Here is a 13,504-nt window from a genome sequence, read left to right on the forward strand (position 1 = left end):
GCCATTTGTTTGTGGTGACGATGTTACATTTACTTATAACGGTTCAAGTGTGACTTATGGAACGGTTTCCGGAACTGGCAGTACGTGTTGGTTAGACCGCAACCTGGGAGCCTCACAAGTAGCAACAAGCAGTACCGATGCAGCTTCTTACGGTGACTTATACCAATGGGGAAGAGGAACAGACGGCCATCAATTAAGAACGTCTGCCACAACGACTACTTTAAGCACAACTGACAATCCAGGAAATGGTGACTTTATTTTAGCACCAACTACACCTTATGACTGGCGCATCCCACAAAACGATAATTTATGGCAGGGGGTAAATGGCGTCAACAATCCCTGCCCGAGTGGGTATCGACTGCCTACAGAAGCAGAATGGGATGCCGAACGTGTAAGTTGGGGAAGCAACAATTCAGCAGGTGCTTTTGCCTCACCGCTTAAATTGCCCATGGTGGGCCGCCGCGACGACGGCAATGGTTCGCTCGCCCTTGTCGGTGCCATCGGCAACTATTGGAGCAGTACGGTTAGCAGCGCCGGTTCGCGCCGCCTCGACTTCGCTAGCAGCACTGCCAGTGTGGACACCGGCGACCGGGCGGACGGAGTCGCTGTTCGTTGCCTTAAGGATTGATACTTTGATTAGCGAAGCGATTTGACAATTTGACACTTTAACTCCCTGTCCCGCAGGGCAGGGAGTTTTTAATACCGCGTAGCGTTAGCCTGCCGAAGGCAGGGTCGGTTTTTTATAAGTAAGGAAACATATGACATTAAAAGAAAAAACACAAATTAGCGCTTACCTAATGATAAAAACAATTATCACCATATTACTAATTCTGTTTTACAATGCTTTCTTAAATGCCCAAAGTATAACAGGTAATTTATCTCAATTAATAAATAAGCCGATAAATCTAGAAGGCTTCAACGGTCTCACAACCTACCCCATCTCATCATCTACCATTGATGAAAAAGGGGCTTTTAAACTCACCTATGCTAAAGCCGATTATGGAGTTGGTTACCTGATGTCGGCTGATGAAAAGCCATTGTTTGTGATACTAAGTGGCGAGGATATTGAAGTAGTAGGAGCGTCTTTGGGTACCGTAGAAACCATAAAAATCACCAAAGGACAAGAAAATTATAGCGGTCTATAGTGTTGTTTTTGTTTTCGTATTACATAGGGGCCTTATTGAAATAATGAGAGACTGGTTTTGAACTATAAATTAGATTCCTGCGTTAAGCAGTGTGAACTTGCTTTATTTTTCCCTAGAAAAAGTTACCTTTGTACTCCATTAAAATTACCTATGAAAAACCTTCTTGTTGTATTGATTCTCGTCATAACTCTTGCCAGTTGTGGCTCTTATCAAAAAGCTCTTAAATCTGAAGATAACGCCGTGAAAGTGGCCATGATAGACACCTTGTTTGCAAAAGGGAAGTACGGTAAAACTCTAGCGCTTTTTGAACAGATCATCCCTGCTTATAGAGGGACAGATAGTGCCGCGCCTATGGCTATTAAATATGCAAAAGCCCTGTATGAAGACCAAAGTTATATCAATAGCGCATACCAATACGAACGTTTTATACAGTCACATCCTCAAGATCCTAATGCAGAGAAGGCTTTATTTATGGCGGCAAAAAGTCATTATCAAATGTCTCCTGTTTATTCTAAGGATCAAACCGACACCAATACCGCATTAACAAAACTGCAAGAATACATCAATGTGTATCCTTCAGGGGAATACTTAGCAGAAGCCAACTCGTTGGTAGATGAATTAAGAGATAAACTAGATAAGAAAGCCTACGAAACTGCAAAACAGTACCACCATTTTGGAAATTTCAGAGGCGGGTATATTTCGGCAATTAGTGCTTTTGAGAACTTTATAGTAGATCATCCAGGTTCGGCCTATCAAGATGATGCTCAGTTTTACTTGTTGGAATCTCAATATGAATATGGGATTAATAGCTTTCCTGAGTTAGTTCCAGAAAGACTAGCAAAAGCTAAGAAATATTATGATACCTTTGCAAAACGATATCCCAATAGTGAGTATAAAGAAGATGCCGAAATGATACTAGCTAAAATAGAGGATTATAATTCTAAGAATATAAGTAAATAATAACAATGGATACTAAAAATCTAACTGCACCTAACACGACCATTACCTATAACCGCGATGCGTTAACCGCACCTACAGGTAATATGTATGAAGCGATTTCTATCATCGCAAAACGCGCTGAACAAATCAATACAGATGTTAAGGAAGAGCTTATTGAAAAGCTAGAAGAATTTGCTACTTACAATGATTCTCTAGAAGAGATCTTTGAAAACAAAGAACAAATTGAAGTTTCTAAGTACTACGAGCGTTTGCCTAAACCAGCTGCAATAGCAATTGAAGAATGGTTACAAGGTAAGATCTACTTTAGAGATACTGGAGCTACTGAAGAGTAATTCAAACAAAATGAGGTCAGTATTAAGTGGTAAAAAGGTATTGCTAGGGGTTACCGGTGGTATTGCTGCTTATAAGACGACGTATATAGTGCGCCTGCTTGTAAAAGCGGGCGCTTCTGTTCAAGTAATTATGACTCCTGCTGCAAGAGATTTTGTGACACCACTCACCCTATCTACTCTTTCTAAAAACCCTGTCTTGAGTCATTTTACCAATCAAGAAGATGAAAACGATACTTGGAATAACCATGTAGAGTTAGGTCTTTGGGCAGACTTGATGATTATCGCCCCAGCGACTGCAAATACCATGAGTAAAATGGTGAGTGGCGCTATAGATAATTTGCTTTTAGCCATTTATTGTAGTGCAACATGTCCTGTTTATTATGCTCCAGCCATGGATCTGGACATGTACAAACACCCTTCTACTCAACATAATTTTGATCAATTAACCTCTTATGGCAATCTGATGATTCCTGCTGGAGATGGCGAGCTTGCAAGCGGTCTTTCAGGAAAGGGGCGTATGGCAGAGCCTGAAGAAATCATTCAGTTTATAGAAAAGGATATTTCAAGTAAGTTGCCGTTAAGAGGTAAAAAATGTCTTATTACCGCTGGGCCTACTTATGAGGCTATAGATCCTGTGCGATTTATAGGAAATCACAGTAGCGGTAAAATGGGCGCTGCAATTGCTATGGAACTGGCAAATCAAGGGGCACAAGTACATTTGGTTATGGGGCCTAGTGCTGTACTCGTCCATCATCCTTTGGTTCATCGAGTGGACATTAGAAGTGCTCAGGAAATGTACGATGAGGTTCACCGAGTGATTCAAACCGTAGATGTGGCTATTTTTAGCGCTGCGGTAGCAGATTACCGACCTTTACATCCTGTAGGTCAAAAAATAAAAAAGAAGTCGGATACGTTATCTATTGAGTTGGTTAAAAACCCAGATATTCTCGCGAGTGTGGGAGCAATGGATAAAAAGCCCTTTTTAGTAGGTTTTGCTTTGGAGACGGAGAATGAAATGCAACACGCTTTCGCGAAAGCGGAAAAAAAACAAACCGATTTGCTCGTATTGAACTCGATGCGAGATAAAGGTGCCGGTTTTGGTGTGGACACCAATAAAATTACTATTATAGATAAAGATAAAAATATTTCCAGATTTGATACCAAACCAAAAACGGAAGTAGCAAAAGATATCGCATATGAAATTATCAAAAGGATTTTATAGTTGTTTCCTGGCCTTATTTACTCTGTTCTTCTCAAACGCACAAGAGTTGAATGTTACAGTGCAGGTAAACGCTCAAAATGTCGCGCAACCAGATCAGACTATTTTTAAGACGTTAGAAACCTCTATGCAGGAGTTTTTTAACAATACAAAATGGACCGATCAAAAATTCAGAGATGAAGAAAAGATCAATGCATCATTAGTTTTTGTGGTGACTAGTTATGATAATGACCGATTTAGAGGGAATTTCCAAATTTCGGCCTCTCGACCTGTTTTTAATTCTTCTTATACCACGCCTATTTTTAATTTTAAGGATGACGATATCGCCTTTGAATATGTAGAGTACGCTCCGTTTTTCTATAATTCCAACAGGTTTGAAAGTAATTTAATCTCGCTTATTTCATTTTATGCTTATACCCTTATAGGAATTGATGCAGATACCTTTGAGCTAAGAGGAGGTCAGCCTTTTCATGAAGAAGCACAAAACGTGGTCAACCTCGCTCAGGGATCTCAGGGAGTCCAAGGTTGGAAGGCAAGTGACGGATTGATCTCGAGGTTTAGGTTAAATGACGATATGTTGTCAGATACCTATAAAGAATATAGAGAAGTGATGTATTGGTACCATTTAAAAGGCTTAGATACCTTCTCAAAAGACCCCAAAGCGGGTAAAATTATTCTAAAAAACTACTTACTAAAGCTTGATGAATTGCATAACCGCAGACCTAATAGCTTACTTCAGCGCAGCTTTTTTGACGCAAAGGCAGACGAGATTATGAGTATTTATTCTTCAGGTCCAGCTGTTGATATTAGAGAACTAAAAACGATATTGCAAAAGTTAGCCCCAAACCAGTCTTCCAAATGGCGTAATATTAAGGTTTAGTATCTTTTTTACTACTTTCTTTTTGATTAGTTTTATACTTTATAACCAGATGGCTTGTGAGCTGTTCAAATTGCTGTACATCAATTGCTTAAACATATTCAAATAGAAAACTTTGCGCTGATCGATTCTTTAGAATTAGAGCTTAATAAGGACCTCACCATGATTACAGGAGAAACGGGTGCGGGAAAATCTATCCTATTGGGTGCCTTAGGTTTAATCTTAGGTAATCGAGCAGATTTAACTGCTATCAGAGATACCTCTCGTAAATGTGTGGTAGAAGCACAATTTCAAATTTCAAGTTTAGATGTAAAGGAATTGTTTGAAGAGCTGGATCTGGATTATGAGGACCTGAGCTTTTTAAGAAGGGAGATATTGCCTTCTGGGAAAAGTAGGGCGTTTATTAATGATACTCCGGTAACACTCGCTATAATGAATACAGTAGGCAAACGCCTTGTTGATATTCATTCCCAGCATCAAACCTTACAACTTTCTAAAGATGTATTTCAAACCGATGTTTTAAACGCTTTTATTATTGAGGCCACTAAGAATGATTCAAAGCCAGCTTCACAGATATTACAGCGTTATAGAACCGAGTTAGGCATTTTTAAAAACTCCCAAAAAGAACTGAAAAGGTTAAAAGCTCAGGAGGCTGAGTTATCTAAAGAGCTGGACTACAATAATTTCTTACTAGAAGAGCTGGAAGAAGCCGGACTAGATCGATTAGATCAACTGGCATTAGAAGAAGAAAATGAACAACTCAGTAATGTAGAGAGTATCACAGAGGTGCTTACCGAGTTCCATGCAGTGCTTTCTGAAGATGATTTGGGAATATTAGATCAATTGAGGCAGTTGCAAAATAAACTACAAAGCATCAGTAGTTATTCAGCGACGTATGCGGCCCTTAAGGGAAGACTGACTTCGGTTTTACTGGAATTAGAAGATATTTATCAAGAATCTTCTAACGAAGTTGATAAAGTAGAAGCAGATCCAGAAAGATTGCTTCAAATCAATACTTCATTGAGTCTTTTAGAGAATCTTTATAGAAAACACCAAGTCGAAGATGTGGCGTCGTTAATTCAGTTAAGAGATGAATTGGCCGACAAGGTTTTCGTTTCCTTAGGGCTGGAAAAAAAGATTAAAACCCAAGAAAAGTTGCTCCAAGACTCTGAAAACAAGTTGTTTCAATTAGCCCAAGAACTTACAGGTTTAAAAACAAAGCATAAAACAGCACTTGAAACCGAAGTGATCAACATTGTGAATGATCTAGGTATGCCAGATGCGCAATTCCTTATAGAAGTAGTGCCACTAGGTATATACGGTTATTCAGGTGCAGATGTTATACAGTTCACCTTTACCGCAAATAAAGGCTCCCAGCTATTATCACTGGATAAAGCAGCTTCTGGTGGAGAGCTTTCTAGGTTGATGCTGGCCATCAAATCCATACTTTCAAGATGCAAAAAGTTACCTACCATTATATTTGACGAAATTGATACGGGAGTGAGCGGGGTTATCGCTACAAAAATGGCTCGGATCATGAAATCGATGAGTGAAGAAATGCAAGTGCTTTCAATAACACACTTACCTCAAATTGCTGCTGCAGGTAAGGACCACTTGATCGTAAAAAAAGTTACTGATGAGCACAGGACTTACAGTACCATACAGCGCCTAGATCAAGAGGCACGCCTGGAAGAAATTGCACAGATGTTAAGTGGTGGAACTATTTCCAACGCTGCAAGAGAAAATGCACGTGTGCTACTCAATTAGTTTTATATATTTGCTAACTAATCAATAACTATGGCTTACAATTTATTAAAAGGAAAACGCGGAATCATCTTTGGTGCGTTGGATGAAAACTCTATTGCTTGGAAAACAGCACAATTAGCTCATGAAGAAGGAGCGACTTTTGTACTTACAAATGCTCCAGTAGCAATGCGCATGGGGCAAATCGACCAACTGGCTAAAAGCACAGGCAGTGAAATTATTCCAGCAGATGCTACCAGTATTGAAGATCTTGAAAATTTAGTAGCTAAATCAGTAGAGATTTTAGGGGGTAAATTGGATTTTGTTTTACATTCTATAGGTATGAGTGTCAATGTGCGCAAAGGAAATCACTATACCGACCAAAATTATAAATACACAGAAAAAGGATGGGATGTAAGTGCGGTCTCTTTTCATAAAGTGATGCAAACGCTTCATAAAAATGACGCCATGAATGAATGGGGCAGTATCGTGGCTTTGACCTATATGGCTGCACAACGCACTTTTCCAGACTACAACGATATGGCAGATAACAAAGCCTATCTAGAATCTATTGCTCGTAGCTTTGGTTATTTCTTCGGGAAAGATAAAAAGGTAAGAGTTAATACCATCTCTCAATCACCTACTCCTACCACTGCAGGAAGTGGAGTAAAAGGATTTGAAGGGTTCTTAAGCTATGCAGAGAAGATGAGTCCTTTAGGGAATGCTACCGCTCAAGATTGTGCAGAGTATACCATGACTTTATTTTCAGATTATACTAAAAAGGTAACTATGCAAAACTTATTCCACGATGGAGGATTTTCCAACACAGGAGTGAGTCAAGAAGTGATCGAGAAGTTTTAGAAGCATTGTGCTAGCTATAAATATTAAAAGCCTTATCAAAAAAAGATAAGGCTTTTTCTTGTTAGTGCTTCCTGTTATCTTAAAAAATCGAAGGAGAACCACCCTTAACTGGGGTGCTAACGTAGATGCAGTCCTCCACCCTAAATGCTCCTATATTAGTCATAGGTATTTTTTTAGATGTTTATCGCATTCTTCTTTTGGTATGGTGTTCTACAGGTTCTTTTATAATGAAAAGCATTATGGGGCTTTTAAAAATAGAAGGTACTTGTATTTTAGGAAACGCAATTGAAAAAAAAGAATCTTTTAACCGATAGATCCGGTTATTCCTACTGGTTTTATCCTATTTTTATAAATGTTAACAAATAATTAAGTTATTTTTTTTCTCCACAAGGGAATAGTCGTACATTAAACTTTTTCAAACAACTTTTTCAAACAATTTTTTAAAACATTTATTATGAAACAAATTTACGTTTTACTAATTTCTCTGATTTGTTTTACTCTCTCCTATAATGCGCATGCTCAGTGTGATTATCAGCTAGAGTTAACAGATTTTTTCGGTAGCGATTGGGATAGTGGGGCAAATGCAACCGCTAACACAGGTGTTGATGTCACAATCGATGGGGTCACCACAACTTATCGTATTGTAAATCCTAGTTCAACGCCTAATACACCGGTAATTGAGACTTATACGATACCTGTAAACAATGCATCAAGTATTGCAATAGACTACAGAGCTACCAGCCTTCCTGGGGATGGTCAGTTTCGATTATTGGATTCTGAAGGACTTTTAGTTTATGAAACTCCTATTGCTCAGTCATCCATGATGAATATTTTTACAGGAGTGGCTTCATGTCCTACTTGTCCGGTAATCACTAATTTTGTTTCTTCAAGCGTTACTGCCAATGAAGCGGTTTTAAGTTGGACCAACGGTGGTTCTGAAACAGAATGGGAAATAGAATACGGCGTGAGTCCGTATACGGTAGGTTCTGGAGGTGTTATTGTTTCAGCGACAACCAACCCGTTTACTTTAACTGGATTAAGTAGTGTCAGTACATATAATGTATATATAAGAGCAGTATGTGTTCCAGGAACAGATCTCAGCAATTCAGTGGGGCCTGTAACTTTTACAACCGCAGAGTCTTGCCCATCTCCATCTAACTTTGCACCGGTAACTCAGACTGCCAGCGAGATCCAATTTATTTGGGACGCCAATGGTAATACCAGCACTAATTATGAAGTTAATTACGGTGTTGCTCCATTTAATCAAGGGGGCCCTGGGGGTCTCACCGAATCCGGTTTTACAGCACCTTTTGCTATTGTTAGCAATTTAATATCAAATACCACTTATGACTTTTATGTAAGAATTGATTGTGGAATGGGAGACTTTAGTCTCTGGGCAGGTCCTTATACTGCCATTACAGCCCAGTCATGTCCAGATATTTCAGGAATTAATTTCTCTAATATTGATCAGACCAGTGTGGATATATCTTGGACTGCTGGAGGAACTGAGACTGAATGGGAAATAGAATATGCTCCAGAGCCTTTAATACCAGGTTCTGGTAGTGTAGTTACCGCTCTTACCAATCCATTTACTTTAACAGGTTTAATGTCTGGAACCTCCTATGATGTTTGTGTTACAGCAGTTTGTTCACCTACAGATAGGTCAACTCCGGTATGCACAACAGTTTTAACTCCTGCAGATTATTGTAATGGAGATCAATTAGTAGATAGTGGTGGTGCAACTGGAGCATATAGCGCAAATGAAAACATTACTTATACGGTATGTCCAGATAACTTAGGTGACGTTGTTTATGTTGACTTTATAAGTTTTGCTTTAGAAGATTCTTTTTCCGGGTGTTATGATAGCCTCACTATTTATGACGGTCCTGACACCACATTTCCTACTATTAACCCACCAAATGGTGGTACAGAATGGTGCTGGGATGTGACTTCTGGAACAGGAGATTTAACAGGTATGCAATTTGTAGGAAAGTTACCTTCTGGCTGTATGACCTTTGTATTTGAATCTGATGGAAGCGCACAAAGAGACGGTTTTGTAGCAAATGTTACCTGTGCTGCGGCACCTACATGTCCTATGCCTTTCGATTTTTCTTTTGATGGATCGACTAACGATGCGGTAGATTTATCATGGACCGCCGGTGGTAGCGAGACGCAATGGAATATTGAATACGGTATTACTGGATTTACTCCAGGTATGGGAACAGCCGTAAATGCTATAACAAACCCTTATAATCTCTCTGGCCTAACTCCAAATACAACTTATGATTTTTACATAACAAGTGTTTGTGGCCCTGGAGATGATAGTGCACAAGTTGGCCCGGTTACAGGAACTACTCAGTGTGACGCTGTTGTTGCACCATATGTGGAAGATTTTGAAACGGGTTTCACACCCATCACAAGTGGCTTTCCAGGGGTTGCCGATGGCTTTGTATTAGAAAATTGCTATTCAGCACTAAATACAAGTTATTTTTGGGTATTGGCACCAGGTACCTTAACTGCTTCTTCAGCTACTGGTCCTGATCCATCTATTACTACTGGAAATTATTTTTATACAGAAGGTTCTGGAGGTATTTTAGGCGCTGTTGCGGAATTAGTTACTCCTTTATTTGATTCTACTGGTTTAACACTACCTGCAATAGGTTTTGATTATCATATGACTGGTGGAGATATAGGTTTATTGGAAGTTATTGTACGAGCTGGAGGGGCAGATACAGTGGTAGCCACATTAACTGGTGAGCAACAAGCGGCTGACACAGATCCTTACCTTAATTTAAACGTTGCTTTAAATGGATTTATAGGTCAAACCTTTCAAGTGGTATTTAGAGCTACTAGAGGTGCAGGGTTTGAATCCGATATTGCAATAGATAATTTAACTATAGACGAGGCTCCTTCATGCCCAGCTCCATTAGGTCTGACAGTCGACTCTACAACGCCTAGCGATATTGTTTTATCCTGGACTAATGGTGGTTCAGAGACTGCTTGGGAAATTGAATATGTAACTCCAGGAGCTGCTCCAGGTACGGGTGTTTTGATTCCTGCTCTAACCAATCCTTTTACAGTTTCTGGTTTATCGGCAAACACTGCTTATGATTTTTATTTAAGATCTGTTTGTGCTTTAGGTGATGAAAGTATATGGATAGGTCCTACTGCCGGAAGAACCAACTGCGTTGCTTTTACAGTTCCTTTTACGGAAGGTTTTAATTCTACTAGTGCGACGCAAGATTGTTGGAGTGTTCTTGATGCTAATTCTGATGGAGATCAATGGACTTTAGATTATGGATTTAACCCTAGTGAAGGAGATCAAGCGGCTGCAATTTCAACCGATTTTAATGGTGGGAATGATGATGATTATCTTATCTCCCCTGCGATAACTCTTACTGGTGTGGATCGTGTAAGGTATGATTACAGAGTGCAAAGTGCTGGTGAACCTAATGTGATGGAAGTTCTAATTTCTACAACAGGTACTGAGGCAGCAGATTTTTCTACTGTGTTATTGCCAGTAGCGACTTATTCTAATACCACTTATATGGAGCAAGTGATCGATCTTTCTGCTTATACGGGAGAGGTTTACGTTGCATGGAGAATACCACCATCTACAACTGATGGATGGAGAATGTATATTGATAATGTGCGTTTTGAAGTTATTCCTAGCTGTGATGAACCAGTTATGTTGCAAGCAACAGGTGCTACAACTACATCTATAGATATTTCTTTTACTGAAAGAGGTACTGCTACAGCATGGGAGATAGAATATGGTGCACCTGGTTTTTCCTTAGGTACAGGTACTACTGTAAGTGCCACTTCTAATCCGTTTACCATTACAGGGTTAACAGACGGGGTTTGTTACGATTATTATGTTCGATCGGAGTGTGCTCCTGGAAGTTTCAGCCCGTGGTCGGTAGCAGGTAATTTATGTACCCTGTGTGCTGCATTTGATGTTCCTTTTGTTGAAGGGTTTAATTCAGACAGCCCTACTCAACAATGTTGGACCGTTTTAGATGTTAATGCCGATGGAGATCAATGGAATTTAGATTACACATTTAATTCTTTTGAAGGAGATGAGTCAGCTGCAATCAACACTGATTTTAACGGGGGTACTGATGATGATTATTTAATCTCGCCTCAAATTAATTTAACAGCTGCTGGTCAAAGATTAATCTATCACTACAGAGTTCAAAGTTCTTTTGAGCCCAATAATATGGAAGTTTTGTTATCTACTACTGGAATCGATCCAGCAGATTTCAATAACGTTATTTTACCAGTAACACCATATAGCAATACTACTTATGCAGAGCAAACTATTGATCTTTCTGCATTTGCTGGTCCAGTTTATATCGCTTGGAGAATTCCTCCTACGGCATTAGATGGGTGGAGAGTTTATATAGATGATGTGGTTGTTGAAGATATTCCATCTTGTCCAGGTCCTACTGCGCTTAATGCAACTGCTGTAACAGCCACTACTGTTGACCTTAATTGGACAGAAAACGGTTCTGCTACTACATGGGAATATGAAATTGATGTAACTGGCTTTACTCAAGGAACAGGAGCTAATGGTATTGTATCTACAATGGATAATACGACCAACCTTATTACAGGACTTTTGTCTGATACTGATTACGATTACTATGTAAGATCTATTTGTAGCCCGACAGAAACTAGTTTATGGATAGGTCCATTTAGTTTTAGTACTACTCCAGATTATTGTGCCGGTGATTTGTTCCTAGATTCAGGAGGTGCTTCAGGCCAGTATCAAAATAATGAAAACATCACTTACAACATCTGTCCAGATAATCCTGGTGATGTGGTTTATGTAAACTTTACATCTAATGAAATGGAAGATTCATTTGCAGGATGTTGGGATGGTTTAACTATTTACGACGGTCCTGATACTACTTTTCCTACTATCAACACTCCTAGTGGTGATACGGTGTGGTGCTGGGACAATGGCTCAGGTACGGGTGATTTGACTTTAGAAAATTTAGTCGGTACTAGTGCTTCTGGATGTTTAACTTTTGTATGGTCGTCTGATGGTTCAGCGGTAAGAGATGGTTGGTCTGCAACGGTAACTTGTGCGCCTCCACCTTCATGTACTGCTCCTTCTGCACTTGCAGTGTCGCAAATTACTAGTTCTACTGCAGATTTGTCATGGACTGAAAATGGTTCGGCTACGGTATGGCAAGTAGAGGTGCAACCTGCGGGATTCGTTCAAGGTACAGCAGGAGCTGTCTTTGAAAATTTAACAGCCACTAACCCACAAGTGCTTTCTGGTTTATCTTCCGAGACCTCTTATGACGTTTATGTTAGATCTGACTGTGGAATGGGAGATTTCTCGGCGTGGGAAGGCCCAATCACATTCTCTACACCTTGTGATGTTTTTGCGGTGCCTTATGGATCTCCTAACTTGCCTGGAAACGACTTTGCAAGCTTTCCTGGTAATTGTTGGACTGAAGGGAATGATACCAATATTGCAACTGGACCTAATGGTTTGGACGGATCCTGGGTAACACATAATTTTGCAAACGATAATTCGTCTGTAAACGGTCAAGCCGCAAGAATTAACCTTTATCATACTGCAAGTGTTGATAGGGATTGGTTAGTTACTCCATCATTTGACTTAACTACCCCGGGTCATAACTTTAGTGCTTATTTTGATATTGCGCTAACACAGTGGAATAGTACAGCTGCTTCTAACTTTGGTAGTGATGACGAGATTCAATTATTGATTACCGATAACAATGGTGCTTCTTGGAACAATTTAGCAACTTGGAACGCTGCGAGTGGCGTAAGTAACACAGGCCAGTTAGAAACGATTAGTCTTGCAGCTTACTCTGGCCTTGTTCAACTTGCATTTTGGTCTTCAAGAGGTACGGTTAATGATAATGAAGATGTGGACTTTTTTGTAGATAATTTTACTATTGATGTCTCTGCTGGTACTAACGCTTTCGCGAAAGCGGAACTTGTAATATATCCTAATCCAGTAGCTACTACATTATTTGTAACTGCAGATGTTGCTATAGATCGATTATCAGTCTATAATTTGATGGGACAATTGATAAAACAAAATATCGCATCAGAACCTGCTCAAATAAACGTTCAAGAATTACCATCTGGTGTCTATTTCTTAAAAGTAGAAAGTGGAGGGAATGCCACAACCTTGAGATTTATCAAAGAATAAACATCAAGAGGGATAGTTGTAATGAAAGGATCACGGTAAAGTGATCCTTTTTTTTTATCCGAAGAAATCGGAAAAATGATCGGTCTTATGTTTGGAGCCAAAGGCCTTGGATTGCTATTTATAAGGAGTGGTACTTGTCACTTATTAAGTAGCCAGCTTTATAGAAGCTCA

General features: G+C 39.5%; 8 protein-coding genes and 1 pseudogene. All 9 read left to right on the top strand.

Going from position 1 to position 13,504, the window contains the following annotated elements:
- Positions 1–628 (top strand): annotated as a pseudogene (locus KG732_RS08500) (FISUMP domain-containing protein); the annotation flags it as partial.
- Between the two features lie 169 nt (positions 629–797).
- Positions 798–1,145 carry a hypothetical protein gene (locus KG732_RS08505; protein ID WP_213522528.1) on the top strand — a complete coding sequence of 116 codons (348 nt, stop codon included), beginning with the start codon at positions 798–800 and terminating at the stop codon, positions 1,143–1,145.
- Positions 1,146–1,295: 150 nt separating this feature from the next.
- Complete coding sequence (locus tag KG732_RS08510) at positions 1,296–2,105, top strand: outer membrane protein assembly factor BamD (protein WP_213522530.1); 810 nt, start codon at positions 1,296–1,298, stop codon at positions 2,103–2,105.
- 5 nt (positions 2,106–2,110) lie between these two features.
- The gene (locus KG732_RS08515) at positions 2,111–2,437 is read left to right on the top strand and encodes a DNA-directed RNA polymerase subunit omega (protein WP_101014948.1); all 327 of its coding nucleotides are present in this window, start codon (positions 2,111–2,113) and stop codon (positions 2,435–2,437) included.
- Positions 2,438–2,447: 10 nt separating this feature from the next.
- On the top strand, positions 2,448–3,659 hold the full coding sequence (coaBC, locus tag KG732_RS08520; protein WP_213522532.1) for a bifunctional phosphopantothenoylcysteine decarboxylase/phosphopantothenate--cysteine ligase CoaBC: 1,212 nt from the start codon (positions 2,448–2,450) through the stop codon (positions 3,657–3,659).
- Complete coding sequence (locus tag KG732_RS08525; RefSeq protein ID WP_213522534.1) at positions 3,634–4,536, top strand: DUF4835 family protein; 903 nt, start codon at positions 3,634–3,636, stop codon at positions 4,534–4,536. The genes coaBC and KG732_RS08525 overlap by 26 nt, the downstream gene beginning before the upstream one ends.
- 84 nt (positions 4,537–4,620) lie before the next feature.
- Positions 4,621–6,300, top strand: a complete 1,680-nt coding sequence (gene recN / locus KG732_RS08530) for a DNA repair protein RecN (protein WP_213522536.1) — start codon at positions 4,621–4,623, stop codon at positions 6,298–6,300.
- A 30-nt stretch (positions 6,301–6,330) separates the two neighbouring features.
- Positions 6,331–7,137, top strand: coding sequence for an SDR family oxidoreductase (locus KG732_RS08535; protein ID WP_213522538.1), 807 nt, complete (start codon positions 6,331–6,333; stop codon positions 7,135–7,137).
- 454 nt (positions 7,138–7,591) lie between these two features.
- Positions 7,592–13,333 (top strand): choice-of-anchor J domain-containing protein, encoded by a 5,742-nt coding sequence (locus KG732_RS08540; RefSeq protein ID WP_300980401.1) that lies wholly within the window; start codon positions 7,592–7,594, stop codon positions 13,331–13,333.
- The last annotated feature ends 171 nt before the right edge of the window (positions 13,334–13,504 follow it).

The organism is Nonlabens sp. (assembly GCF_018401815.1).
GTDB lineage: Bacteria > Bacteroidota > Bacteroidia > Flavobacteriales > Flavobacteriaceae > Nonlabens.